The 23,482-nt window shown below is 70.0% G+C and carries 26 protein-coding genes; 15 read left to right on the top strand and 11 right to left on the bottom strand.

Annotated features, from left to right (window positions below):
* Positions 1-10: 10 nt before the first annotated feature.
* From malQ to NIE79_RS09865, 5 genes are all read right to left on the bottom strand, one after another.
* Positions 11-2,020, bottom strand: coding sequence for a 4-alpha-glucanotransferase (gene malQ / locus NIE79_RS09885; RefSeq protein WP_238678246.1), 2,010 nt, complete (start codon positions 2,018-2,020; stop codon positions 11-13).
* 172 nt (positions 2,021-2,192) lie between these two features.
* On the bottom strand, positions 2,193-3,401 hold the full coding sequence (locus NIE79_RS09880; protein WP_238678245.1) for an ABC transporter ATP-binding protein: 1,209 nt from the start codon (positions 3,399-3,401) through the stop codon (positions 2,193-2,195).
* A gap of 10 nt (positions 3,402-3,411) precedes the next feature.
* Entirely contained in the window at positions 3,412-4,248 is an 837-nt protein-coding gene (locus tag NIE79_RS09875) for a carbohydrate ABC transporter permease (RefSeq protein WP_124816208.1), read from the bottom strand.
* A gap of 1 nt (position 4,249) precedes the next feature.
* Positions 4,250-5,233 carry a carbohydrate ABC transporter permease gene (locus NIE79_RS09870; RefSeq protein ID WP_308193164.1) on the bottom strand — a complete coding sequence of 328 codons (984 nt, stop codon included), beginning with the start codon at positions 5,231-5,233 and terminating at the stop codon, positions 4,250-4,252.
* A gap of 55 nt (positions 5,234-5,288) precedes the next feature.
* The gene (locus NIE79_RS09865; protein WP_238678244.1) at positions 5,289-6,575 is read right to left on the bottom strand and encodes an ABC transporter substrate-binding protein; all 1,287 of its coding nucleotides are present in this window, start codon (positions 6,573-6,575) and stop codon (positions 5,289-5,291) included.
* Between the two features lie 213 nt (positions 6,576-6,788).
* On the opposite strand from NIE79_RS09865, the gene NIE79_RS09860 reads away from it, so the two are divergent.
* The 4 genes from NIE79_RS09860 to NIE79_RS09845 are packed head-to-tail and all read left to right on the top strand — an operon-like array spanning position 6,789 to position 8,632.
* On the top strand, positions 6,789-7,166 hold the full coding sequence (locus NIE79_RS09860; RefSeq protein ID WP_238678243.1) for a PadR family transcriptional regulator: 378 nt from the start codon (positions 6,789-6,791) through the stop codon (positions 7,164-7,166).
* A gap of 3 nt (positions 7,167-7,169) precedes the next feature.
* Positions 7,170-7,865, top strand: coding sequence for a hypothetical protein (locus NIE79_RS09855; RefSeq protein WP_238678242.1), 696 nt, complete (start codon positions 7,170-7,172; stop codon positions 7,863-7,865).
* Between the two features lie 48 nt (positions 7,866-7,913).
* Positions 7,914-8,237, top strand: a complete 324-nt coding sequence (locus NIE79_RS09850; RefSeq protein ID WP_091404088.1) for a hypothetical protein — start codon at positions 7,914-7,916, stop codon at positions 8,235-8,237.
* Entirely contained in the window at positions 8,234-8,632 is a 399-nt protein-coding gene (locus tag NIE79_RS09845; RefSeq protein ID WP_124858603.1) for a hypothetical protein, read from the top strand. Before NIE79_RS09850 ends, NIE79_RS09845 begins: the two co-directional genes overlap by 4 nt.
* Positions 8,633-8,650: 18 nt before the next feature.
* Here NIE79_RS09845 and NIE79_RS09840 read toward each other — a convergent pair whose 3' ends face one another.
* Complete coding sequence (locus tag NIE79_RS09840; protein WP_112602373.1) at positions 8,651-8,905, bottom strand: flavin reductase; 255 nt, start codon at positions 8,903-8,905, stop codon at positions 8,651-8,653.
* 280 nt (positions 8,906-9,185) lie between these two features.
* Between NIE79_RS09840 and NIE79_RS09835 the strand changes: the two genes are divergently transcribed.
* The 5 genes from NIE79_RS09835 (at position 9,186) to NIE79_RS09815 (ending at position 11,964) form a co-directional block, all read left to right on the top strand.
* Positions 9,186-9,986: a helix-turn-helix domain-containing protein gene (locus NIE79_RS09835; protein WP_238678241.1), complete on the top strand. Its 801-nt coding sequence runs from the start codon at positions 9,186-9,188 to the stop codon at positions 9,984-9,986.
* Positions 9,974-10,162 (top strand): DUF397 domain-containing protein, encoded by a 189-nt coding sequence (locus NIE79_RS09830; RefSeq protein ID WP_274523873.1) that lies wholly within the window; start codon positions 9,974-9,976, stop codon positions 10,160-10,162. The genes NIE79_RS09835 and NIE79_RS09830 overlap by 13 nt, the downstream gene beginning before the upstream one ends.
* 158 nt (positions 10,163-10,320) lie before the next feature.
* Positions 10,321-11,025: a VOC family protein gene (locus NIE79_RS09825; RefSeq protein ID WP_238678240.1), complete on the top strand. Its 705-nt coding sequence runs from the start codon at positions 10,321-10,323 to the stop codon at positions 11,023-11,025.
* 184 nt (positions 11,026-11,209) lie between these two features.
* The gene (locus tag NIE79_RS09820) at positions 11,210-11,641 is read left to right on the top strand and encodes a RusA family crossover junction endodeoxyribonuclease (protein ID WP_238678239.1); all 432 of its coding nucleotides are present in this window, start codon (positions 11,210-11,212) and stop codon (positions 11,639-11,641) included.
* A 47-nt stretch (positions 11,642-11,688) separates the two neighbouring features.
* Positions 11,689-11,964 carry a hypothetical protein gene (locus NIE79_RS09815; protein WP_238678238.1) on the top strand — a complete coding sequence of 92 codons (276 nt, stop codon included), beginning with the start codon at positions 11,689-11,691 and terminating at the stop codon, positions 11,962-11,964.
* Between the two features lie 13 nt (positions 11,965-11,977).
* Here NIE79_RS09815 and NIE79_RS09810 read toward each other — a convergent pair whose 3' ends face one another.
* The gene (locus tag NIE79_RS09810; RefSeq protein ID WP_238678237.1) at positions 11,978-12,763 is read right to left on the bottom strand and encodes a L,D-transpeptidase family protein; all 786 of its coding nucleotides are present in this window, start codon (positions 12,761-12,763) and stop codon (positions 11,978-11,980) included.
* Between the two features lie 409 nt (positions 12,764-13,172).
* A complete protein-coding gene (locus tag NIE79_RS09805) occupies positions 13,173-13,883 on the bottom strand; it encodes an HAD family hydrolase (RefSeq protein ID WP_238678236.1) in 711 nt (236 codons plus the stop codon).
* A 117-nt stretch (positions 13,884-14,000) separates the two neighbouring features.
* Here NIE79_RS09805 and NIE79_RS09800 point away from each other — a divergent pair, with 117 nt between their 5' ends.
* Positions 14,001-14,633, top strand: a complete 633-nt coding sequence (locus tag NIE79_RS09800) for a hypothetical protein (RefSeq protein ID WP_238678235.1) — start codon at positions 14,001-14,003, stop codon at positions 14,631-14,633.
* A 30-nt stretch (positions 14,634-14,663) separates the two neighbouring features.
* Here NIE79_RS09800 and NIE79_RS33990 read toward each other — a convergent pair whose 3' ends face one another.
* Positions 14,664-15,242, bottom strand: coding sequence for a TetR/AcrR family transcriptional regulator (locus NIE79_RS33990; RefSeq protein ID WP_238678234.1), 579 nt, complete (start codon positions 15,240-15,242; stop codon positions 14,664-14,666).
* Positions 15,243-15,420: 178 nt separating this feature from the next.
* Here NIE79_RS33990 and NIE79_RS09790 point away from each other — a divergent pair, with 178 nt between their 5' ends.
* The gene (locus NIE79_RS09790) at positions 15,421-16,620 is read left to right on the top strand and encodes a low temperature requirement protein A (RefSeq protein ID WP_238678233.1); all 1,200 of its coding nucleotides are present in this window, start codon (positions 15,421-15,423) and stop codon (positions 16,618-16,620) included.
* A 32-nt stretch (positions 16,621-16,652) separates the two neighbouring features.
* Here the strand turns inward: NIE79_RS09790 and NIE79_RS09785 are convergent, their stop codons facing one another.
* Positions 16,653-17,546 (bottom strand): RNA polymerase sigma-70 factor, encoded by an 894-nt coding sequence (locus NIE79_RS09785; protein ID WP_238678232.1) that lies wholly within the window; start codon positions 17,544-17,546, stop codon positions 16,653-16,655.
* Positions 17,547-17,993: 447 nt separating this feature from the next.
* Here NIE79_RS09785 and NIE79_RS09780 point away from each other — a divergent pair, with 447 nt between their 5' ends.
* From NIE79_RS09780 to NIE79_RS09765, 4 genes are all read left to right on the top strand, one after another.
* Entirely contained in the window at positions 17,994-18,377 is a 384-nt protein-coding gene (locus NIE79_RS09780; RefSeq protein ID WP_238678231.1) for a DoxX family protein, read from the top strand.
* Between the two features lie 53 nt (positions 18,378-18,430).
* The gene (locus NIE79_RS09775; RefSeq protein ID WP_238678230.1) at positions 18,431-18,820 is read left to right on the top strand and encodes a hypothetical protein; all 390 of its coding nucleotides are present in this window, start codon (positions 18,431-18,433) and stop codon (positions 18,818-18,820) included.
* A 250-nt stretch (positions 18,821-19,070) separates the two neighbouring features.
* Positions 19,071-19,529: a MerR family transcriptional regulator gene (locus NIE79_RS09770; RefSeq protein ID WP_238678229.1), complete on the top strand. Its 459-nt coding sequence runs from the start codon at positions 19,071-19,073 to the stop codon at positions 19,527-19,529.
* Between the two features lie 18 nt (positions 19,530-19,547).
* Positions 19,548-20,600 (top strand): NAD-dependent epimerase/dehydratase family protein, encoded by a 1,053-nt coding sequence (locus NIE79_RS09765; RefSeq protein ID WP_238678228.1) that lies wholly within the window; start codon positions 19,548-19,550, stop codon positions 20,598-20,600.
* Positions 20,601-20,771: 171 nt separating this feature from the next.
* Here the strand turns inward: NIE79_RS09765 and NIE79_RS09760 are convergent, their stop codons facing one another.
* On the bottom strand, positions 20,772-23,480 hold the full coding sequence (locus NIE79_RS09760; RefSeq protein WP_238678227.1) for an MGH1-like glycoside hydrolase domain-containing protein: 2,709 nt from the start codon (positions 23,478-23,480) through the stop codon (positions 20,772-20,774).
* Between the last annotated feature and the right edge of the window lie 2 nt (positions 23,481-23,482).

Here is a 23,482-nt window from a genome sequence, read left to right as displayed (position 1 = left end):
GCAGGCCCCGTCACTCCTCGGCGGCTGGCGTCGGGTCGGCCGGTCGCGGGCGGGCGGCGCTGAGCAGGTCGACGATCCGGGCCACCCGGGGGTCCGCGCGGATCTGCGCCACGCTGGCCGGCAGCGGCAGCCGCCAGTTCGGATACTCGTCCACAGTGCCCGGCATGTTGGGTTGGCGCACCTCGCCCAGCACGTCGTAGAGGGAGACGCCGAGCAGCCGGGTCGGGCTGGCCGCGAGCGCGGCGTGCATCGCCACCACCACCTCGCCGTCGTCGGGCGCCCCAGTCGCCTCGGGCAATGCCGGATCGGCGGTCGCAGCCGGCTCGGGCAGCAGGTTCTCGGCGGCCAGCATCGTGAGCAGCCGGTCCCGGTCGGCGGCGGCGCGGGCCCGCTCCACCGCCACGTCGGTGCCGAGCAGCTTCAACTCGTCGCGCACCCGCACGTGCTCACCGGTGAGGAAACCCGGCGCGGTGGGCAGGTCGTGGGTGGAGATCGTGGCGAGGGCGTTGCGCGGCCACCGGGCCGGCGAAACGAAGTCACCGGCCTCGTCACGCGCGAACCACAGCACTGTCGAGCCGAGCATGTTGCGCCCCCGCAACCCTCGGGTCACCGCCGGTTGGACCGTGCCGAGATCCTCACCGACCACCACGGCGCCGGCCCGGTGCGCCTCCAACGCGAGGATGCCGAGCATCGCCTCGGCGTCGTAGCGCACGTAGGTGCCCTCGGCCGCGCCGCCGCCCGGCGGCACCCACCACAGTCGCCACAGACCGGCGACGTGGTCGACCCGCAGGCCACCCGCGTGCCGCAGGACGCGGCGCAGCATGTCCCGGTACGCGGCGTAGCCGGTGGCGGCGAGCCGGTCCGGGCGCCACGCGGCGAGCCCCCAGTCCTGGCCGAGCTGGTTGAAGTCGTCCGGCGGCGCGCCGACGCGCACGCCCTGGGCCAGCACGTCGGCGAGCTGCCACCCGTCCGCGCCGCCCGGGTCGATGCCCACGGCCAGGTCGTGCACGACACCGACCGGCATCCCCGCCGAGCGGGCCGCCGCCGTGACGGCGTCGAGCTGCTCGTCGCAGAGGTGTTGCAGCCAGGCGTGGAAGGCGACCCGGTCGGCGAGCTGCCGGCGCTGCTCGGCGACCGCCGGGGCGTCCGGGTGGTGCAGTTCCGCCGGCCAGGCCCGCCAGTCGTTGCCGTGCCGCTCGGCGAGCGCGCACCAGGTGGCGAAGCTGGTCAACGCCGGGTCCGCGGCAAGATCCACCGGCTGGGCGTACGGGTGCAGCAACTCCAGGGCGCGCCGCTTGGCGGCCCACACCTCGTCATAGTCGATCAGACGCCCCCGGTCGGGACGCAACGCGTCGACCACCGCACGGGTCGCCGGGTCCGCCGCCCGGTACGCGGCGGTGTCGCCGACCCGCAGGTAGAGCGGATTGACGAAGCGTCGACTGGCCGGCGAATACGGTGAGGTGGCCACCGGGTGCGCCGGCCCGACCGCGTGCAGCGGGTTGAGCAGCACCAGCCCCGCCCCGCTGGCACCGGCCCACCCGGTGAACTCGGCGAGGTCACCGAGGTCGCCCATGCCCCAGGAACGCTCCGAGGTGAGCGCGTAGAGCTGGAGCATCCACCCCCAGCTCGACGGCGGCACCGGCAGCCGGCGCGGCACCACCACCACTGTCACGTCCCGGTCGGCGCAGGCCAGCCGGTGCCACCCCAGCGGCAGGTCCGCCGGCAGCTCACCGTCGACAGCGCGGCGGCCACCGTCCTCCAGGGTCACCACCCCCGGGCCGGGCAGCGCCCGGCTGCGGCCCTGGGTGAGCACGACCGTCTCCGGCAGCGCGCTCCGGTCGACAGCACGGGCGGCGGCGAGCGCGTCGGTGATCGCTGACGGGCTGGTGGCGTCCACGCCGAGCAGCCCCAGCACACCCACCACGGTCTCCGGTGCGACATCGACGCGGCGGTGCCGCCAATCCTCGTACCAGGTGGAAACACCGTGTGCGTTGGCCAGCGCGGCCAATCGTCGGTTCATCCGTCCCCCGCTTCACGACGCGACCTGCGACCACCATGCCACGCCCGCCCCAACACCGCAGAACACAAGCCGCGCCACCCCCGCCGCGCCGATCTTGCACTTCCTGCCCCGACACAAGGGGCATTCCACCTGTGTCGGCAACCGAAAGTGCAAGATCGGCGCGATCGGGTTGTCAGTCGGCGAGCGCTCCGGCGGCCCGGCCCTCGTGCAGGGTCAGGTTGCGGCCGTTGGCCGGGTCGAACAGGTGGATCTTCTCCAGGTTGAACCAGACTCGGCGCGTCTGCCCCTCGGCCACCGGGGACTCGGCGGACAGCCGGGTCACCAGGTTGCCGCCGGCGCCGGCGAAGTCGGTGGCGCCCGCGTCGGCGGCCAGCTCCTCCAACTCGGCGGCGCTGGCCTTCTCCCCCTCGACGGTGAAGTACACGTACTTGTCCGAGCCCATCGACTCGACGATGTCCACCGGCGCCTCGAACTCCATGCCCCGCCGACGGGTGTCGTCGTCGACCAGTTCGGCGTCCTCGAAGTGCTCCGGCCGGATACCGAGGATCAGCTCACGGGGCGCGTCAGCCGCCTCCAACTCCCGGCGGACCCGGTCCCCGATCGGCACCGTGCCCAGGGCGGTGTGCAGCTCGCCGTCCTGAACGGCGGCGTGCAGGAAGTTCATCGACGGCGAGCCGATGAAGCCGGCCACGAAGAGGTTCTTCGGGTGGTCGTACAGCTCCTGTGGCGGCCCGACCTGCTGCACCGCGCCCCCGCGCATGATCACCACGCGGTCGCCGAGGGTCATCGCCTCGGTCTGGTCGTGGGTGACGTAGACGGTGGTGGTGCCGAGTTGCTTCTGCAGACGGGACACCACTGTGCGCATCTGCACCCGCAGCTTGGCGTCGAGGTTGGACAACGGCTCGTCCATCAGGAACGCCTTCGGCTGGCGGACGATCGCCCGGCCCATCGCCACCCGCTGACGCTGACCACCGGAGAGGTTGGCCGGCTTGCGGTCCAGCAGCGAGGTCAGCTCCAGCACCTTCGCCGCCTCGTCGACCTTGCGGTCGATGGTCTCCTTGTCGAGCTTCGCCAACCGCAACGGGAACGCCATGTTCTCCCGCACCGTCATGTTCGGGTACAGCGCGTACGACTGGAACACCATGGCGATGTCCCGGTCCCGGGGGGCCTTGTCGTTGACCCGCTGCCCGGCGATGCGCAGCTCACCGGAGCTGATGTCCTCCAGCCCGGCGATCATGTTGAGGGTGGTGGACTTACCGCAGCCCGAGGGCCCGACCAGGATCACGAACTCGCCGTCGGCGATCTCCAGGTCGACGTCCTGCACGGCGACGGTCCCGTCCGGGAAGCTCTTGCTCACCTTGTCCAGCACGATGTCAGCCATGACTACCCACCTATCCCTTTACCGCGCCGGAGGTCAGACCGGACACGATGCGACGCTGGAAGAAGAGAACGAACAGGATGATCGGAACGGTGATCACCACGGCGGCGGCGCAGATCGCCCCGGTGGGGTCCTCGAACTGCGACGCGCCGGTGAAGAACGACAACGCGGCCGGCACCGTGCGGGACCGCTCGGTCGACGTCAGCGAGATCGCGAACAGGAAGTCGTTCCAGCAGAAGATGAAGACCAGGATCGCCGTGGTGAACAGCCCGGGCGCGGCCAGTGGCGCGATCACCCGTCGGAACGCCTGGCCCTGGGTGGCGCCGTCCATCTTCGCGGCCTTCTCCAGGTCCCATGGGATCTGCTTGAAGAACGCCGACAGCGTGTAGATCGCCAGCGGCAACGCGAAGGTGATGTACGGCAGGATCAGCCCGAGCCAGGTGTCGAAGATCTTGAGCTGACGCTCGATCTCGAACAGCGGCGACACCAGTGACACCTGCGGGAACATCGCGATCAGCAGGGAGACGCCGACCAACAGCTTCTTACCGGGGAAGTCCAGGCGGCTGATCGCGTACGCGGCCATCGCGCCGAGCACCACAGCGACCAGCGTGGCGATCAGCGCGACGCCGATCGAGTTGACCAGTGCCCGGACGAACTGGTCGGTGTCGAAGATGGTCCGGTAGTTGTCCAGCGTCCACTCCCGGGGGATGAAGTTCCCGTCGGTGAGGGTGGCCGGTGTCTTGAACGACAGCGACGCGATCCACAGCACCGGGACCAGCGCGAAGACGACCACGAGGACGTCGAGCAGACCCCAGCGCAGCTTTGCCCTGGTAGTGGTTTCGACAGCCATGTCAGCGCCTCTCCCCGTCGTCGCTGCCCGGAGCAGCGGTGCCGAACAGCTTCACGAAGACGAAGGCGATGATCGCCACGGTGATGAAGATCAGCACCGACATCGTCGAACCGATGCCGAGGTTGAGACCCCGGATCAGGTTGTTGTAGGCGAGCATCGACACCGACGACGTCTCGTTGCCTCCGGCGGTCAACACGAAGATGTTGTCGAAGACCCGGAACGCGTCCAGGGTGCGGAACAGCAACGCGACCAGGATCGCCGGCTTCATCACCGGCAGCATCACCTTTGTGAACTTCTGCCAGGCGGTCGCGCCGTCGGTGGAGGCCGCCTTGAGCAGGTCCTCCGGCACCAGCGCCAGCCCGGCCATCAGCAGCAGCGCCATGAACGGCGTGGTCTTCCAGATCTCCGCCAGCATGATGATCGCCAGGGAGCTGGCCCGTTCGGTGAGCGGCGCGCCGTCGCTGAACAGGTCGGCCAGGTAGCCGGTGCCGGGCGTCCAGGCGTACCGCCAGGAGAACGCGGCGACCACTGTGACGATCCCGTACGGGATCAGCGCCGAGGTCCGGACCAGGCCGCGGCCGATGATGGTGCGGTGCATGATGATCGCCAGGCCCATGCCGAGCACCAGCTCGACGGCGACGGTGACCACCGTGATCAGCATGGTCACCCCGAACGCGGTCCACCAGAACTCGTTGGTGAGCACCGTGACGTAGTTCTCCAGCCCGATGAACTCACGCTGGTCGGGGAAGCGCAGGTCGAAGCGCTGCAACGACAGCCAGACCGAGTAGATGATCGGGTACGCGGTCACCGCGATCATGACCAGCGCAGCCGGCGCGCAGAGCAGCAGACCGAGTCGGCGTTCGGCCTTCTTGTTCTCACTCAACGGGGGCTTGCGACGGCCGCCGCGTTGCTTCGGCACGGCGGCGGGCTGCCGGGTCTCCTCGGCGGCGACGTCGGCGCCGGTCGGCGTGGCGTTGATACTCACGGGGCCACCTTCCTTCGCGACTGCGGGGCTCGCAGGAACGGCTCACTCCTCGCGCTCACGGCAGGACCCCCTTGGACTGGAGGGCGTCGGCGATGGCGCCGCGCAGCTCGTCGGCGGTCTGCTGCGGACGGATCCCGGACGGCGGCGACAGGATCGCCGACATCACTGTGGAGATGCTCTGGTAGGCGGGGGTCAGCGGCCGCGTCGCCGGCTCCTTCAGCTCCTCCAGGATGGTGTCCTTCATCGGGTACGCCTCGGTCATCTCCGGGTCGTCGAAGACGGCCTCGATGGTCGGCGGCACACCGTCGTTGATGGCGGAGAACTTCTGGTGCTCGGCGCTGCGGATGCACCGGGCCGCCTCGAAGGACTGCTCCGGGTGCTTGGAGTAGGAGCTGACCGCCAGGTTGACCCCACCGATGGTGACCTTGCTGGGGGTGCCCTCGTCGATGCCCGGGATCCGAGCCCAGCCGACCTGCTTGGCCAGCTCCGGGTTCGCTTCCTGAAGGGCCGGGTAGACGAACGGCCAGTTCACCTGGAACGCACCGGAGCCGGACTGGAACTCCAGCCGAACCGGGTCCTCGGTGGCGTTGCTGAACGACGGCGAGGTCACGCCCGACGTGGCGAACTTCTTCAGCTGCTCCAACGCCCGGACCGTGCCCTGGTCCATCACGGCCTTCTGGCCGTCGTCGCTGAGGATCTTCCCCCCGGCGCTCTCGGCCAGGGTGTTGTAGAGGACGACCAGACCCTCGTACTGCGCACCCATGGTGAGTACCTGGTACGGCTTGCCCTGGTCCTTGAGCTGCTGGGCCGCGCTGATCATCTGGTCCCACGTGGTCGGCGGCTGCGGCACCAGGTCCTTGCGGTACCAGAGCAACTGGACGTTGGTGTTCTTCGGCGCCGCGTACAACTTGTCCTCGTACCGGGCGGTGTCCAACGGCCCGGCGAGGGTGCCCTGCTCGACCTCGGCCTTGTCCTGGCCGGTCCACTCGCGGATCCAGTCGGCGCTGGCGAACTCCTGGGTCCAGGTGACGTCCAGCCCGAGCAGGTCCATTCCGCTGTCCTCGGCGGCCAGCCGGCGCACCATCTGCACCCGCTGGTCGTCGGCCTGCCGGGGCAGCACCCGGTAGGCGATCTCGTACCGTCCCTGGGCCTGCGCGTTGCAGTCGTCGACGACCTTCTGCAGGTTCTGCTCGGGCGGGTAGTACAGGTTGATCGTCGGTGGGCCACCAGCGTCGTCCGCGCCGCACGCGGCCAGCGGCGCGACGAGTGCCAGTGCGGCAGCCGCCGCGCCCAGCCGAACGACCGGCCGGCGTCGGTGTCGAGCCGTTTCGGGGTCCGTCATCGCCCTCCCCCTCTCCTCGGCGAAAGACCGGGGAGGGCATCCGTGCCCCGGCGCACGGCGAGCCGATTCCGAGTCGGCAAGCTGCGGAAACACCGGCCCAGAGGCTCTGTAGCGGCTACTCTGCCCCACCCGTGAAGCCACGAAACCTGGCTGTCACTACGGAAGTCCGCTTCGGTATATCGCGACGCCGAATAGCAAGGTAGTATGTGTCGCATGGTAGCGGCGGAGAGCCAGTCCATCGACGACAACGACCGGCAGACCCAACTTCTGCGGGGCGCGCTTGACATGTGCCTGCTGGCGCTGCTGGCGCGCGAGCCCGCGCACGGCTACGAGCTGGTTCGGCGGATGGAGGCGGCCGGCTTCGGCGCCATCAGCTACGGCACCATCTATCCCCTGCTCACTCGCATGCGCCGACTTGGTCTTGTCGCTCACGAACAGCAGGTCAGCCCGACCGGCCCGCCCCGAAAGGTCTACGCGCTGACCGGGTCCGGTCGGACCCACCTGGATGCCTGGCAGAAACAGTGGAACCGCTTCACTGACACCGTCGACGCCGTTCTCTGCCCGCTCGACCACACCCCCACGAGGAGTTGACCCATGGACACCATCGACCGCCTTCTGAGCGAAGCCGACCAGGCGTGGCGCGGGCACGGGGTCGGCTCGGCCGATCGGGCGGCGCTCGCCGCGGACCTGCGCCTCGACCTGCGGGCCGCGGCTGCCGACGGGGGCGATCCCGCGCAGTTGATCGGCGGTGACGTGGCAGGCTTCGCGCGGCGGCTTGCCGACGAGGCTGGCGTCCAGCGGGTGCGCGGCGACTACGGCCGCATTCTCGGCACCGCGCTGATCGGCGCGGCGCTCGGTGTCGTGCTCGGCTTCGGCCTCCTGATGGCGGCCTACCCGGCCTTCGTCCGCATGGTCGACATCCCCCGCTCGATCGACGTACCGGTCCAGCTCGCCGTCGCCGTCTACTACGGCATACCGGCCGCCGTGGTCGTCACGGGAGCGGTCATCGCGGTGCGGACCCGGCTCCGCGACCTGCCCGAGATCCGGCGGACGGCTCGGTTGATGAGCATCCTCGTGCCTGCGGCCGGCATCGTCATCACGCCGATCACCGTCGGCTTCGCCTGGGCCACCGACTACAGCTTGGCCCCGTCGGTGGTGGTCACGGAGATCGCCCTGGTGCTGGCCGCGCTCGCGGGCGCCACGGCGCTGGCGCGTCGCTTGTCGCTCCGCGAGGACCGAACCGCCTCCGGCACCTCGCAGCCGGACGCCACCAGAGTCAAACCCGCCTGACGGTACGAGCAGCGCCAGCCTGGAGTATGACAGGTGTAGGCTGCGCGTATGACAGAGCCTCAGCGCCGCTTCACGATCTCCGTCCCTCCGGACGTGAGTCAGATCCTGGAGAGCCAGGGCAACCGCATGGCCAGTGCCTACGTCACGGAGTCGGTGCGTCGGCGCAAGCGGGTGGAGCAGCACAAGGAGTTGTTGCTCGCCGCCGGCATTCACGTCAGCGAGCAGGGTGTGGCCGAGGCTCGGGCCCGCCGTCTGGGCGTGGAGGCTGAGTGGTCTGCGGAGCGGTTCGAGGCGGAGCGCGCCAAGATCCGAGCCGCCATGGAGGCCGAGATGAACGGTGACGACACCGCGCCCCGCGCCGACGCCGCATGACCTCGGAGACAACACCACCAGTTCGACTCATCCTGGACCGGTCGGCCCTGCTGGGATACGCCGTCCTCCGGACGGTGCACGTGGGCGAGCCCGTCCACGAGGTGATTGAGGACGGGGTGCGGTTCGGGGTGCCGGTGGTGGCAGCGACCGAAGCGTTGACCATGGCGACCGGCAAGGACCTGGCCCTGCTGCACAAGCTGCTGGCCTTGACTTCCTGCGCGCTGCTGCCCGAGCAGGCGGAGGATCTACCGGAGCTGACCTTCTGGCAGCGCAGGACCCGCCGTTTCGACCTGGCCGCAGCCGCCGTGGCGGGCCTGACCCACGACGCCGCGGTGCTGACCAGTGAGGGGCCCGGATACTCCGACGGGGTGCCACTGATCCACTTTCCGGGGTGAACGACGGCGGGCCGAGCGTCAACTCCGGGCCCTGGCCCAGGAGAGGAAGCGCTCGGTCATCCTGGTCGGTGGATGATCCGGGTGGAGTTGGGTGAGCTGGTTCGTCGCCTCGTGCATCAGGGTGCCAAGGTAGATCAGCAGCGCGGTCCGGCTGGTCCGGTACTCCGTCAGCAGGGCGAGCTTGGCCGGTTGGCAGGGCCACTCGGTGCCACAGTTGCGGCACCGCCACAGCGGGCGCATGGCGACGTGCGGGACGGGCGGCCGAACCACCATCACCGCCACCACACCGAGGGCTGCTGGCCTGTCGGGGTGAGCACATCGACCTCCTCGGGGACGGGGAAGGGGCCGCTCCCGCAAGGGGGAAACGGGAGCGACCCCGGAGGGCAGGGCCCACCGCCGCCATTGCGGCCACCAGCGGACCCGCCACTGGTGACAGTCTGGTGATGAGGCGACTACCGTCGATACGTGCTCGCGCCATCTGTGCAGCTCAGCGGTCCAGGTGAGCATCCATGAGGGACACGCCGAGCCAGACTGAGCGAAGGTTGGGGAATCGATGGGGACCGTCACCGACTACGTGCTGGAGGAACTGCGTCTGTTCCGGACGGGGATCGGGCTCAGTCAGGACGACTTTGGCAGGGGCATCGGCTATTCGGGTTCGCACGTCAGCTCGGTGGAGACCGGCGGGCGACCGCCCACGAAGGAATACATGAGGGCGGTAGACACCCACCACCAGACCGGCGGACGCTTCCTCCGCATGCTGGACGGGTTGGCCCGGCTCGACGCCGAGCCGGCCTGGCTACGCGAGTGGATCGAGTTCGAGCGGGAGGCGACCACGCTGCGCTGGTTCGAGTTGGCCTACGTGCCGGGCCTGCTCCAGACCGAGCGGTACGCCCGCGCGACGCTGGCCGGCGGCCGCTTCGACGCCGAGGACGTGGATCGCATCGTCGCCTCCCGGCTGGAGCGCCAGGCGATCCTGCACCGCCCGCGCCCGCCGCAGCTCATCGCCGTGCTGGACGAGGCGGTGCTGCGTCGACCTGTGCTCGACCAGCCGGGCCTCATGGTCGAGCAGTGCGAGCACCTGGCCCAGTTGGCGACGGCGGAGCATATCCAGGTGCACATCGTCCCGACGGATGCTGGGATGTACCTGGGAATGGGCGGCCAGTTCATCATCGCCGAGATGCCAGACGGCGAACGCGTGACCTATGCCGACAACCAGCTCACAGCGCAGATCGTCGATGCGTCGGCCGACATCGCTAAGCTGGCGAAGACGTGGGAGATCGTGCGGAACGAGGCGCTCCCCCGCCGGCAGTCAACCGAGCTGATCAAGGAAGTGGCGAAGTCATGGGCATTCTGACCCCACAGTGGCGAAAGTCGACCCGGTCCGGCGGCAACGGCGGAGCCTGCGTCGAGGTCGCCGACAACCTCCCGACCGTGGTGCTGGTGCGCGACACCAAGGACCGCGACGGCGGCACTCTGCACGTCGACCCGACGGCCTGGAAGGCCTTCGTCGCGTACGCCAAACAGCACTGAACGCGAAACCCGAAGAAGCCTCGCCCCGACCGGCCGCCCGCGCCGATCTTGCTGTTTCGGTCGCCGAAAAGTATCGAATGCCCCTTACGTCGGGACAGTAAGTGCAAGATCGCGGCCGGGTCCGGGCTCGGACCGCCCGGACCGGGCATGCTGAAGCCATGATCGCGCGCTTCAAGGACCTCTGCCTCGACGCCAACGACCCACTCGCGCTCGGTGCCTTCTGGGCCCGGATGCTCGACGGTGACGTGGCCGACGCCGGTGACGACGACACCCGGGTGGACCCCCGCTCGGCGCGCTCCAACGCCGAGTCCATCTGGGTGAACAAGGTGCCCGAGCCTCGGGTCGGCAAGACCCGCGTACACCTGGATCTGCGGTTGGCCGGCGCGGACCCGGCGGCGCTGCTCGCGGACGGCGCCCGGCTGGTTCGCGAACCGGACGGCGAGGCGACCTGGTGGGTGCTCGACGACCCGGAGGGCAACGAGTTCTGCGCGTTTCCGGCCCGCGAGGGCACCGGAGCGGGCCCGTTCGAGCTGGTCGTGGACTCGGCCGACCCGGCTGCCCAGGCGACCTGGTGGGCCGGGGTGGTCGGCGGCACCGTGGAGCACGACTCGACCACCTCGTCGGTGGTCGGTGCGGCCGGGTTCCCCTGGGACTACTGGGTGTTCGTCGGGGTGGCCGAGCCCAAAACGGTCAAGAACCGGCTGCACTGGGACGTCGACCTGGTCGACCCGGAGCCGATGGCGCTGATCGCGGCGGGCGCGACCCTGCTGCGGGAGCCACTCGACGAGGCGCACTGGTGGTGGGTGCTGGCCGACCCCGAGGGCAACGAGTTCTGCGCCTTCGCACCACGCCCCACCGGGTGAACGACCGACTACCGAGCACGGGCGTCGTCGGCTAGCGTTTTCCTAGCGCCGCAGCCGGCGCGTTCGCCGCCGCCGTCGACACGCCTCCGGCCGACCCATGCCTGCCCGATCGGTTGGTAATCGCGGAACATCCCACCGCCGCTCCCCCGGTTCGGCAGGATCGTCCCAACGAGGAGGTGCCGTCGTGCAGGACACCCGCGCTCTCGCCCTGACGTTCGAGGTGAGCGGCCTGCCACCGGTCAAGACCGAAGCGTTGTCCATCTTCGCCGCCGGGCACCGGCAGGCGACGAGGGTCCGCACCCTGCTCCAGGCCGCCCTCGTCGCGGCCCAGCGCACCGGCTGGACGCCGTTGCCCGGGCCGATCGAGGTGGACCTGGTGTTGCGCTGCCCGCCCGGGCACCGTACGTCCGACGCCAGCACCCTGCTCGGCGGCGTCTGCGCGGTGTTGCAGGACAAGAAGCGGGTGTCCAGCATCGGCCTCGCCCACCTCGGCGTGCTGGTGGACGTCGCCCTCTACGACGACGACCGGCAGATCCGCCGGCTGTCGTACCACGAGGAGCCGGCGGAGGAGTTCTCGTACCAGGTGCGGGTCGCCGCCGTACCGACCGGGGTTTGACCGACGTCCGCGGTGGGGTATCGCGGACGCCGACGAAGGGAGCACCGATGTCGGAGCCACATGTCACGCTCGACCCCCGCGGGCTCGATCCTGTGCAGCAGAAGCTGCGCGGCCCGCTGGAGGAGCAGCTGACCTCGGCGCTTCAGGCGGCCACCGACCGGGTCCGCACCGGCTACGCCGGCGAACCGGTCGAGCAGGTCTGCCAGCGACTGTTGGAGGAGACCCGCTCCGGGTTGCATCCCGACATCGCTGCCGGGTTCAACCCGGACATGGACGAGTTCTGCCGGGTGGCGGTGGCGATCGTCCGGCGCGAGGCCGGCTGAGCCGCGGCGGCTCTCAGTATCGGCTCAGCTGCGCGTACGGGCTGAGCACGATGCGCGGCGACAGCGCCGGGTCCAGCCACTTGAGCACATCGACCAGGTGAGCGTGGGCGAGAGAGACGCAACCGGCTGTCGCGTTGCCGGCGCTGGTGCTGAACTGGTGCAGGAAGATCCCGCTGCCCGCGTTCGGCACCGGCTTCGGCACGTTCGGCGGCATGTTGTAGGTGATCACCGCGAAGTGCGTGTACGCGGGGACCTCCTTCCACAGTGCCTCGCTGGCCCCGCCCGGGTTGGTAGCACTCTGCTGGAAGGTGTTGTAGCGCGCGGACGACGGATTCTCGTTCCACCAGTCACCGCTCACCAGCCGGTGGTAGGGGTAGAGCATGCCCGGGTTGGCGGCGATGCCGTACATGGTGGGGCCGATCGAGTAGACGCCGGTCGGCGTGGTCGGCACACCCTCCACGTGGTTGTCGCTGAAGCCCTTCGAACCGATCCGGGCGGGCAACGACGCCGAGGCCGGATGCCAGCCGTTGCGGACCCGCACGTACGCCTCCAGCGTGGCGTAGGTGGTGGTGTAGCTGCTGGCGCCGACGATGATCACCTGCTTCGTCTCCGCCGGCAGCGTGGTCAGCGCGCTGGCCCGGTTCTGTAGCTGCGGCACCGACCAGGGTCGCTGCCCCGGGGGCGTGCCCCAGCCCGGCCGCAGCGGCCGGTCCGCCGCGAGAGCGGGCGCGGCCGGGGTGAGCACGGCCGGGGCGGCCAGACCCGCCGCCGCGCCGAGGAGGAGAGATCTGCGCTTCATGCCGCCATCCTGACAGTCGAACCGACGCGAGGTCTGCCCCGCTCCGCCCTGTCGGACGACTCGCGGGCCGGGTCAGGACCGGGTCCGCAACTACCCGGCCCTGACCCTCAGCCGTCCGACAGGGAAGCGGACAGCTCCGGCACCCCGCGACGCGGGCGTGGCACGACGCCACGCGCCAGCACGGGGTGAGCCAGCCACTTCGCACTCAGCTCCACGGTGCTCACCCGCCGAACGCCGACACGCCCCGACACACCCCGAAGGGCCGTGAGCGCCGGACCAGGCTAGGCGGGCTCCGGCCAGCCGGACAAGCCGCGCCGGCCCACCGACGGCAGGACTGATCCCACGATGAAAATCGGGCAGATCGGCGTAACGCGACCATGATCGCCGACGCTGTTTGGCGTCGGCACGGTCAGAAGTGGCGCAGCAGGTCGCGGAACGCGGCGAGCCGCAGCACCCCGCCGTCGGTCGGGTCCAGCTCGTCGTCCTCCAGCACCCAGGTGTTCGCGTTCGGAATGAACACCGCGTTCAACCCGGCCGCCCGCGCCGGCAGGATGTCGGACTTCGGGGAGTTGCCGATCATCCACGCGTCGTCCGGCGCGAAGCCGTGCTCCCGAGTGAGCCACCGGTACGTGTCGACGTTCTTCTCGGCGACGATGTGCGCGGCCCCGAAGTGGTGCAGCAGACCGCAGGCGTCCAGCTTGCGCTGCTGCTCCTCCTGGTCGCCCTTGGTGAGCAGCAGCAACTCGTGCCGGCCGGCCAGCTCGTCGAGCGCGTCGGCCACCCCGGGCATCAACTCCACCTGGTGCTCGACGAGGGCCGCCGCCAGCCGGTCGATCTCCTGACGTTCGGAGGCGGTGGCCGGCCGCTCGCGCAGCCGCTCCAGGCACTCCGCCAGGCTGCGCAGGAAGACCTTGCTGCCGTACCCGTGCGCCACCGCGTTGGCCCGCTCGATGTCGTCGAGGACGGTCCGTAGCTCGGCCCGGTCCAGTGTGGGGTGGTCCAGCCAGCCCAGGAAGTCGTCGATCACCCGCTCGAAGACGACGTTGTTCTCCCACAACGTGTCGTCCGCATCGAAGATCAACACCTGTGCCTGCCGTCGCGCCGCCACGCCGAGCGTCATGCCAACCCCTCCCCGTGCCACCGGCCCCGAGGCCGAGAGACAGGATAGGCGGGCGACAAACGGCGAAGCCCTTGATTTTCCGCTCGACAGGTTCGGGACGCTCTTGAGGAGTGCGGCATGGTCACCATGAAGTGGGTCACCGGCGCGGCGATGCTTGCCTGCACCAGCGCGCTGGTGGCGTGCCAGGGCGGTGCGGACAAGGCAGCGGGTACGCCGACGCCGTCGGGCGCCGTGACAGGCGCGCCGACGCCGACGGCAGCGGCGCCGGCCACGTCATCGGCGGCGGCGACCGACCCGCTGCTGTCCGGCAAGCGCGAGGTCACGATCACCCGCGTGCAGGGTTCGGGGCAGCCGTTGGAGATCAGCGGGCGCCTCGAGGAGGGCGGCGACACCGGCGGTCGCACCCTGTTCGTGCCGACGCCGATCGGCGGCGACCGGTACGTGATCAGGGCATTCGGCGTGAAGGACGACCACCCCGCCAACGACGACCCGTCCTGCTGGCAGGTGAACGGCCTGGACATCGAGCCCGAACTGACCATCGGGGCCGTCGTCTGCGACCAGGACGACCCGATCCAGCGATTCACCATCATCGCCAAGGGCGACGGCACGTACGCGATCGGCAGCGAGACCCGGTTCCTCCAGCACCTCCCCGGCAACGGCCTGGTCCTCAAGGAGTTGGACAACGCCAAGCTGAACACCACGTTCCGGTTCACCGACAAGGGCCCGGCCGACCGCGAGCCCATCAACTGACAACGATCGGGAGCGTCGGCGGCGGCCCGGTCAGGGCCACCGCAGCAACCGCTGCGCGATCAACGCTTCGCGGTCCTCCTGCCCCTCGGGTCGCAGCCGGCCACCCCGGGTGAGCATCACCACGCCGTGCAGCAGGCTCCAACCCACCTCGGCGAGGGTGTCCGGGTCCCGCCCCTCGGCGAGCGGGGTCAGGGCCGCCCGCAGCTCGGCGAAGACCGCCCGCGGCGCGGCCGGCACACCATCCACGCCGAGGGCCAGGTCGGGGGTCAGCGCGAGCATCGCGTCATAGACCTCGGGGTTCGTGTACGCGAAGTCGAGGTACGCGGTAGCGACCGCCGGCCAGACCCCCTCGGGGCTACCGGCGGTCTCCGCGTGCGCCTCGGCGAGGTCGGCGGCCAGATCGGCGAAGGCGCACACCGCGACGGCGGCGATCAGCGCCTCCAGATCGGCGAAGTGCCGATAGATGTCGCCCATGTCGATCTCGGTGCGTTCGGCGAGCCGTCGGGTGGTCACCCCCGCCCAGCCCTCCGTCTCGGCCAGCTCTCGCGCGACCGTGACGAGGAGGTCACGCCGGTCCTGTTCAGTGGCCTTCTCGGCAGGTCCGGGCACGCCCACGAGCGTAGAGGCGTACACCTGCCGTAGTGGTCGGGTGACGGATTGGTGACTGTTGTGGGTCGCCGGTCCCCTCTCCCCACGTGCCACCGCCGCACCCTGGCTCGTTAGGCGATCAGATCACCGCGACGGGAGGGCACGTGGTCGTTTCGCGGCACCGGCGCGTGGCGAGCCGATGAGGAACAGCCCCGATGGACTGTTGCGCAGCGAAGCCACCCGCCAGCGGGCCACCTTTCTGGAGCTCTTCCTCGACCTGGTCTTCGTCTTCGCCCTCACCCGGATCTCCGCGCGGCTGATCGCCGACTTCACCGACGGCCAACGCGGCGTGTACGCGGGCCTCGGCCAGGCTCTGCTGCTGTTCCTGGCGCTGTGGGCGGTCTGGTCGGTGACGGTCTGGTCGACAAGTTGGCTGGACCCGGACGCCCCGATCGTCCAGACCGTCATCATCATGACGTTGGTCGGTGCGATGACGATGGCCGTCGCCGTGCCGCACGGCTTCGGCGCACGGGCCTCACTCTTCGCCATCACCCTGGTGACCCTCCAGATCGGCCGGGTGGTGTTCTTCCACGTGGCCGGGCACGGCCGGCCGGACCCTCAACAGTCGATCCGGATCATGTTCTGGTTCGGCTTGAGCGCACCGCTCTGGGTCGTCGGCGGGCTGGTCAACGACGGCACGGCTCGGGGGGCACTCTGGACTCTCGCCGTGTCGATCGACTACACCGGGCTGTTCTTCGGCTGGCCGACGCCACGACTCGGCGCGCAACGGCTCGGCGTCCAGATGATCGCTGCCGAACACCTGGCCGAGCGGTACCAACAGTTCCTCCTCATCGCTCTCGGCGAGGCGATCTTCGTCATCGGCCTCGCTTTCAGTGGCAGCGAGTTCCACACCGACCAGACGGGTGGGTTCGTCCTGGCGCTGGCGAGCACCGTCCTGCTCTGGCGGATCTACTTTCACGTGGCGGGAGGGATGCTGGACGTGGCCATCGGTCGTTCCCGCAACCCGGCCCGGCTCGCGACCGACATGGCGTTCGCCCACATGGTCATGATCGCGGGGATCGTGCTGACCGGCGTCGGCTTCGAGCTGTTCATCGCCGAGCCGCTCGGGCACCTCCCGGCGACCTGGCTCATCGCCATCTTCGGCGGTCCGGCGCTCTTCCTCGCCGGACGAGCGGCGCTCGAATACCAGGTCTTCGGTCGGGTCTCCCGGTCCCGGGTAGCCGGCTTGCTGGCCCTCGGCCTGCTGATCCCGGCAGCACTGCACCTGCTGCCGCTCACCGCCGGCGCGGTCGCCGCAGTGGTGCTGCTCGGCGTGGCCACCGCGGACGCGCGACGCTCCCGCCACCGGTCGCCGGAGACGCCCACGCCCCCGTACTAGGAGCTGAGTCGACGCGCTGGTCAGCCGATCGTTCAGCGGCGCAGGGCCGTTTCGCTCCGCATGTGCGACAGCTTCTCGGGGTTCCGCACGGCGTAGACCCCGCTGATGAGACCGTCGTCGATACGCAGCGCGAGGACCGTGTCGACAGCGCCGTCGAGGCGCATAACCAGCGCCGGGTGACCGTTGACCTGGGCGGGGTGCAGCGACATGGTTGCCGTCCTGGCGTGCGTGCTGCACAGCAGGCGGGCCACCTTGTCGGCCCCGGCGACCGGCCGCAGCACTGCCTGCTTGATCCCGCCGCCATCGCCGAGGAGCACGACGTCCGGCGCGAGGACGTCGAGCAGGGCCTGCACGTCGCCCGTCTCGACCGCGAGCCGGAACGCGCTGAGCGCACGTCGGGTCTCGGCCGGCGAGACCATCCCGCGCGGCCGCCGCGCGGCGACATGCGCCCGCGCACGGTGGGCGATCTGACGGACCGCTGCCGAACTCTTGTCGACCGCCTCGGCGATCTCGTCGTATCCCAGGTCGAAGACCTCACGGAGGACGAACACCGCCCGCTCGGTCGGTGCCAGCGTCTCCAGCACCAGCAGCATCGCCATCGACACGCTCTCGGCGAGTTCGACGTCGTCGGCGACGTCGGGTGCTGTCAACAGCGGCTCGGGTAACCACGAGCCGACGTAGGACTCCCGGCGCCGGCCAACCGCACGCAGCCGGTTGAGCGCCTGACGGGTGGTGATCCGGACCAGGTAGGCGCGCTGGTCCCGCACCGCCGCGAGATCCGCGTCCGCCCACCGCAGCCAGGTCTCCTGGAGTACGTCCTCCGCGTCCGCGGCCGAGCCGAGCATCTCGTAGGCGACGGTGAAGAGCAGGTTCCGGTGGCTGACGAACGCGTCGACGGCGTGGTCCCCCCGGTCGTCCGCACTCATGATTCGGCCTCTAGCGTCCATGCGTCCTCCAGTCTCGCCGATCTCGACCCCTCGCGTCTCGCCTCGTTCCGGCCGCTCCACGCCGTTTACCGGCGGCCGTGTTCCGCAACCCCGGCCTGGTTCGGCGTCTGCCCGGCTCAGGCAAGCCATGTCCCCTTTTGAGCGTGATGTCTGTGAGTCATCACGTTGACGCACAGACATCACGCTCATCAACATGTATGCCTGCCGGCGGAGCGCCCCGACCGGACGCAGGGTCGCCGTCGCGGTCAGACAGCGCCGTGCGGCGACCGGCAAGGGACGCGGACCATCAGCTTCGCTGCTCGCCCACCAGACACCGGCCTCCCGACTTCTGTGACGTCGGGCGTCCGTGCTCCTCGTCACTTCACGAGCTGTCACAGCGCACCGGCCGGCGGTGTCTCCTGTGTGACCCGATACGGAGGGAAACACATGAACCTGGCACTGTGGATCGCGGCCGGCCTGTTGGCCACAATCGCCCTGGCCGGCGGCATCACCAAGACGTTCGTACCCAAGCAGAAGTTGGCCGCTGCCAACGGCGGCGGGTGGACCGGCGACGCCAGCGTGGGCTTCGTCAAGACCCTCGGCGTCCTCGAACTCCTGGCCGCGGTCGGTCTGATCCTGCCCGCCGTGCTGGACATCGCACCGGTGCTGGTGCCGGTGACAGCATTCTGCTGGATCCTGCTGATGGTCGGCGCGATGATCACCCACCTGCGCTACGGCGAGGCGAGGTTCATCATGCTGAATCTGGTCTACCTCGCGCTGGCCGCGTTCGTCGCCTCGGGCCGCCTCGGGCCCGAGCCCTTCACCGGCTGACCCGAGCCCACTCCGGCCCCGGCTGATCGACGGTGCCCCGCTATTCTCGCGCGATGACGTCGCGGACCGCGCTGCGCAGACGGACGAAGCGCACCCTCGTGGCCGTGTCCGTCACGCTGGGTCTGCTGTCGTGCCTGTGGGTCCTGTCGTTCCTGTGGTTGCAGGTGTTCAAGACCGAGGGATCGTTGCCGTCGAAGTCGCGAATGCCGGAGGTGCCATCCGGAGCGACGGTCGCCGACGAGAGCATGGAGTGCGCCTCCGGCGGGTGCTGGCGAACGATCACGCTGGTACCCGCTTCGGGGCAGTCTCCGGAGGACCTGGCGCGCGAGATGGGTCTCTCCGAGGATCTGACCCTGCCGCCGACAGTGTTCGACCCGGCGACCGTCTACGTGGGGGCCAACCCCAGAGAGGGCAAGCTGATCGTCCACGTCGGCTATCAGTGAGCCCTTCCGGGGCCTCGGCACAGCCGCGGAGGTGAAGCCACCGCGGGTCAAGCGCTCAGGAGGGCGCGGCGGCGGGGAAACCGTCGGTGAGCGCGCCGATCACCCGCTGGATCCGGTGCGCCATCCGGGCGATCACAGTGCCCGGCATCAGCGGCCTCGTCCGACGAGGCATCGAACGCGCGAACCGCTGAATGGTGCTCCGCGCCACATCCCTTGACTTGAAGCGCTTGAAGTTGGGGACGCTTCACCCGTGGCAGCGACGAAGGAAGGCCGTAAGCAGGCCGAAGGGCCTCTGACCATCCAGGAGATGGCCCAGCGGTCGGGCTTCAGCGAGCCGACCCTGCGCTACTACGAGAAGGCCGGCCTGCTCGGCGCGGTGCCCCGCGACGACAGCAGCGGCCACCGCCGTTACGACACTCCGCTCGCCGAGCGGGTCGACGCTCTGGCCTGCCTGCGGTCAGCCGGGATGAGCGTCGCCGAGATGCGCCGGTACCTGACGCTGCTCGACGAGGGCGACCAGGCCGCGGCCGAACAGCGCGACCTCTTCGCCCGGCACGCCGACCGGCTGTCCGCCGAGATCGAGCGCCTACGGGTACGCCAGGAGTACATGCGCGCAAAGGCGGACATGTGGGATGCCCGACACCGAAGCGACACCGCTGCGGAGACCCGCGCGATCAAGCAGGTCAAGCGCGCTCTTGAGGAATTCTGAGCAACGATGGGACACACCATGCCAAACGATCTACAGCTTCGCTCCACCGACGACGCCCTGGTGCTGGTGACCGGCGCGACCGGCCACCTCGGCGGGCATTCCGTCGCCCGACTGCTCGACGAGGGCTACCGGGTACGGGTCACTGTCCGCGAGCCGGGCCAGGGCGACGAGGTGCTCGACCGGGTCCGGCAGTCGGGCGCGAACCCGGACGGTCGGGTCGACGTCCGCACCGCGGCCCTCTCCGCCGACGAGGGCTGGGCCGAGGCGGTCGCCGGGGCACGGTACGTGCTGCACCACGCGTCGCCGTTCCCGTTCACCCCGCCCATCGACGACGACGAGGTGATCCGGCCGGCCCGCGACGGAGCGCTGCGCGTCGTGCGGGCCGCCCGCGAGGCCGGGGTACGGCGGGTAGTGCTGACCTCGTCGTACGCGGCGGTGGGTTACACCGTCAGGCCCGACGGCCGCTACAGCGAGGCAGACTGGACGAACGTCGACGACGACATCCCGGCGTACCACCGGTCGAAGACGCTCGCCGAACGTGCGGCCTGGGACTACGTCCGAAACAACGGCGGGGTCGAGCTGAGCGTCGTCAACCCGACCGGCATCTTCGGGCCACTCCTGGGCACGCGGGTGTCCGCGACCATCGGCCTGGTGCAGGCGTTCCTCCAGGGGGCGACGCCGGTCGTACCCCGGATGCACTTCGGGGTGGTCGACGTCCGGGACGTGGTCGACCTGCACCTACGCGCGATGCTGCACCCGGACGCCGCCGGTGAGCGGTTCATCGGGGTCAGTGGCCAATCGATCAGCTTCCTCGACATGGCGAAGATGCTCGCGCGGCACCTGCCGAGCCTGGCCGACCGAGTGCCGGCCAGAGAGTTGACCGACGAGGAGGTCCGGGAGGGCGCGAAGACCGAGCCGGCGCTGCGTGAGGCCGCCGTCCTCGGTGGTCAGGTCCCGGTGATCAGCAACGACAAGGCCCGCACCGTCCTCGGCTGGCGGCCCCGCCCGGTGCAGACGACCATCACCGACACCGCCGACAGCCTCATCAAGCTCGGCGTCGTCAGCGCCTGACCGCCCTGCCCGCCGCCCGTCGCCCGTCGCCCGTCGCCCGTCGCCCGTCGCCCGCACGATCGTGCTCGATCCAGGATCGAGTGGCCTCCCGACGCCAGCGACACCACTACAACAAGGATCGAGCGCGATCATGCAGTGGCGGGCCAGCGAGCGGACGAAGGCGGGCGGAGGTCAGCGGCGCAGGGTGAGGATCAGGTCGGCTACCAGGGCCGTCCAGCCGGTCTGGTGCCAGGCGCCCAGGCCGGCCCCGTTGTCGCCGTGGAAGTACTCCGGGAAGGCGATCAGGTCGCGCCAGTCCGGGTGGGTTTGGAACATCTGAGCGGCACCGTAGATCGGCCGTCGACCCCAGTCGTCCTGGGTGAAGAGCGAGATCAGCCGGGCGGAGAGGTCGTCGGCGATCTCGTCAAGGGTGTGCTTCACCCCGGAGCGGGTCGGGTACTCCACCTGGAGGTCGTCGCCGAAGAACGCCGCGTAGTCGCGCAGCGCGCTGATCAGCAGGAAGTTCGTCGGCATCCAGATCGGGCCGCGCCAGTTCGAGTTGCCCCCGAACAGTCCGCTCGTCGATTCTGCCGGCTCGTAGCCGACGGAGAACTCCTGCCCGCCGAGGGTGACCGAGAACGGCTTGTCCAGGTGCGCGCGGGACAGCGTGCGGAGGCCGAAGTCGGAGAGGAACTCGTCGGGGTCGAGCATCCGGGCGAGCAGGCGGACCACCTGCTCCGGGCCGACCATGGACAGCAGTCGCTGCTGCCGGCCGTCGGGGCCCAGTCGGCGGGTGCCGATCACCTGGGCGTACTCCGGGCGGTTGGTGAGGAACCAGCGCAGCCGGGCGCCCAACTCCGGTAGGTGGTGCAGGGTTCGGGCGGTGAGCCGGGTGGTGGCGGCCAACGGCAGCAGCCCGACGACGGAGCGGACCTTCAGCGGCACCTTCGTGCCGTCGGCGAGGCGCAGCACGTCGTAGAAGAAGGCGTCCTCGTCGTCCCACAACCCCTGCTCGTACGCGGCGGCGGCGATGTAGGCGAAGTGCTCGAAGAACTTGGTGGCGGTGTCCACCCAGGTCCGGTCGTGTTCGGCGAGCACGATCGCCATGTCCAGCAGGTTGAGCGCGTACATGCCCATCCAGCCGGTGCCGTCGGACTGCTCCAGCACCCCGGCGACCGGCAGCGCCGCCGATCTGTCGAACGGCCCGACGTTGTCCAGCCCGAGGAAGCCGCCCTCGAAGACGTTGTTGCCGCCGGTGTCCTTGCGGTTGACCCACCAGGTGAAGTTGAGCAGCAGCTTGTGCATCACCCGGGCCAGGAACTCGTAGTCCCGGCCGCCGTCGATCTCGAACACCTTCAGCGCCGCCCACGCGTGCACCGGCGGGTTCACATCACCGAACGCCCACTCGTACGCCGGGATCTGCCCGTTGGGGTGCAGGTACCACTCCCGGAGCAGGAGCAGGATCTGCTCCTTGGCGAAGCCCGGGTCGACCCGGGCGATGCTCACGCAGTGGAAGGCCAGGTCCCAGGCCGCGTACCAGGGGTATTCCCACGGGTCAGGCATGGAGATGACGTCGAAGCTGGTCATGTGCCACCAGGCGCTGTTGCGCCCGTGCCGACGCCCGGCCGGCGGCGGCGTCGAGCCCGGGTCGCCGTCGAGCCAGCGTTTGACGTCGAAGTGGTAGAACTGCTTGCCCCACATCAGCCCGGCGATGGCCTGCCGGGCGACCAGCGCCTCGTCGGGTGTGGCGGCCGGCGGGATCACTCCGGCGAAGAACCGGTTCGCCTCGGCCCGCCGCGCCCACACCACTGCCTCGAAGCCGTCGCTGAGGTCGGCCGGGGGCGGCGGCGCGGCTGCCGGCGGCGACGCGGTGCGGGTCAGCCGCAGCCGGATCTGGCGCTGCCCGCCGGCCGGCACGTCGAGCACGTAGTGCAGCGCGCCCTTGGTGCCCTCCCGGGCCGGGTTGACAGTGGCCGCGCCGTTGACGACGTGGTCGTTGATGCCGTCCTTCGGGTACGGGGAGCGGCCGGGCAGGCCCCAGAGCCGTTCGGCGTTGGTGTCGTTGTCGCAGAGCAGCGGCACCGGGCCGCCGTCGCCCTCCAGCAGCAGTTGGCCGAGCACCCGGTGTTCGCCGACGAGGCGGGTGCCCTGGCCGGTCAGCCGGGGGATCCGGTCGCCGCCGGGCAGGCCCCAGGACCAGGTGTTACGAAACCACAGGGTGGGCAGGACGTGCAGGGTCGCCGCCTCGTCGCCCCGGTTGGCGACGGTCACCACCATGCAGAGGTCGGTCGGGGACGCCTTGGCGTAGTCGACAGTCACCGCCCAGTACCTGTCGTCGTCGAAGATGCCGGTGTCCACCAGCTCGTACTCGGTGTCGTCGCGGCCGCGCAACGCGTTCACCGCGACGAGTTCGTCGTACGGGAAGGCGGCCTGCGGGTAGTGGTAGCGCCAGCGCATCCAGGAGTGGGTGGGCGTGGAGTCCTCGTACCACCAGTACTCCTTGACGTCCTCGCCGTGGTTGCCGCTGTCGCCGCCGAGGCCGAACATCCGCTCCTTGAGGATCGGGTCCTTGCCGTTCCAGAGGGCCAGGGCGAACGCGAAGGTCTGTCGTTCGTCGCAGACGCCGGCCATCCCGTCTTCATTCCACCGGTAGGCTCTGGACCGCGCGTGGTCATGCGGGAAGTAGTCCCAGGCCGTACCGTGCTCGCTGTAGTCCTCCCGTACCGTCCCCCACGCCCGTTCGGACAGATAGGGACCCCATGCACGCCAGTCCTGCTCCCCCGAGTCGGCCTGGGCGAGCCGGAGCCGCTCAGCGTCGGGTGGCGAGGCGTCGGAGGACGATCGGTCAGTGATCACGTGCACATCTTTGACGTCGCCGCGGTACTTGACCACAGCGGCCATTC

It is taken from the genome of Micromonospora trifolii, from assembly GCF_022229005.1.
Lineage (GTDB): Bacteria > Actinomycetota > Actinomycetes > Mycobacteriales > Micromonosporaceae > Micromonospora > Micromonospora trifolii.
This window is presented reverse-complemented; position numbering and strand designations above follow the sequence as displayed.

Excerpts from the sequence above, each read along its gene's own strand:
- NIE79_RS09765 (WP_238678228.1), top strand. The coding sequence starts at position 19,548 with ATGCCAAACGATCTACAGCTTCGCTCCACCGACGACGCCCTGGTGCTG.
- NIE79_RS09790 (WP_238678233.1), top strand. The coding sequence starts at position 15,421 with ATGAGGAACAGCCCCGATGGACTGTTGCGCAGCGAAGCCACCCGCCAG.
- NIE79_RS09815 (WP_238678238.1), top strand. The coding sequence starts at position 11,689 with ATGTCGGAGCCACATGTCACGCTCGACCCCCGCGGGCTCGATCCTGTG.
- NIE79_RS09810 (WP_238678237.1), bottom strand. The coding sequence starts at position 12,763 with ATGAAGCGCAGATCTCTCCTCCTCGGCGCGGCGGCGGGTCTGGCCGCC.
- NIE79_RS09855 (WP_238678242.1), top strand. The coding sequence starts at position 7,170 with ATGGACACCATCGACCGCCTTCTGAGCGAAGCCGACCAGGCGTGGCGC.
- NIE79_RS09845 (WP_124858603.1), top strand. The coding sequence starts at position 8,234 with ATGACCTCGGAGACAACACCACCAGTTCGACTCATCCTGGACCGGTCG.
- NIE79_RS09860 (WP_238678243.1), top strand. The coding sequence starts at position 6,789 with ATGGTAGCGGCGGAGAGCCAGTCCATCGACGACAACGACCGGCAGACC.
- NIE79_RS09825 (WP_238678240.1), top strand. The coding sequence starts at position 10,321 with ATGATCGCGCGCTTCAAGGACCTCTGCCTCGACGCCAACGACCCACTC.
- NIE79_RS09850 (WP_091404088.1), top strand. The coding sequence starts at position 7,914 with ATGACAGAGCCTCAGCGCCGCTTCACGATCTCCGTCCCTCCGGACGTG.
- NIE79_RS09805 (WP_238678236.1), bottom strand. The coding sequence starts at position 13,883 with ATGACGCTCGGCGTGGCGGCGCGACGGCAGGCACAGGTGTTGATCTTC.
- NIE79_RS09800 (WP_238678235.1), top strand. The coding sequence starts at position 14,001 with ATGGTCACCATGAAGTGGGTCACCGGCGCGGCGATGCTTGCCTGCACC.
- malQ (WP_238678246.1), bottom strand. The coding sequence starts at position 2,020 with ATGAACCGACGATTGGCCGCGCTGGCCAACGCACACGGTGTTTCCACC.
- NIE79_RS09840 (WP_112602373.1), bottom strand. The coding sequence starts at position 8,905 with ATGGTGGTTCGGCCGCCCGTCCCGCACGTCGCCATGCGCCCGCTGTGG.
- NIE79_RS09775 (WP_238678230.1), top strand. The coding sequence starts at position 18,431 with ATGACGTCGCGGACCGCGCTGCGCAGACGGACGAAGCGCACCCTCGTG.
- NIE79_RS09875 (WP_124816208.1), bottom strand. The coding sequence starts at position 4,248 with ATGGCTGTCGAAACCACTACCAGGGCAAAGCTGCGCTGGGGTCTGCTC.
- NIE79_RS09880 (WP_238678245.1), bottom strand. The coding sequence starts at position 3,401 with ATGGCTGACATCGTGCTGGACAAGGTGAGCAAGAGCTTCCCGGACGGG.
- NIE79_RS09785 (WP_238678232.1), bottom strand. The coding sequence starts at position 17,546 with ATGAGTGCGGACGACCGGGGGGACCACGCCGTCGACGCGTTCGTCAGC.
- NIE79_RS09780 (WP_238678231.1), top strand. The coding sequence starts at position 17,994 with ATGAACCTGGCACTGTGGATCGCGGCCGGCCTGTTGGCCACAATCGCC.
- NIE79_RS09835 (WP_238678241.1), top strand. The coding sequence starts at position 9,186 with ATGGGGACCGTCACCGACTACGTGCTGGAGGAACTGCGTCTGTTCCGG.
- NIE79_RS09830 (WP_274523873.1), top strand. The coding sequence starts at position 9,974 with ATGGGCATTCTGACCCCACAGTGGCGAAAGTCGACCCGGTCCGGCGGC.
- NIE79_RS09865 (WP_238678244.1), bottom strand. The coding sequence starts at position 6,575 with ATGACGGACCCCGAAACGGCTCGACACCGACGCCGGCCGGTCGTTCGG.
- NIE79_RS09760 (WP_238678227.1), bottom strand. The coding sequence starts at position 23,480 with ATGGCCGCTGTGGTCAAGTACCGCGGCGACGTCAAAGATGTGCACGTG.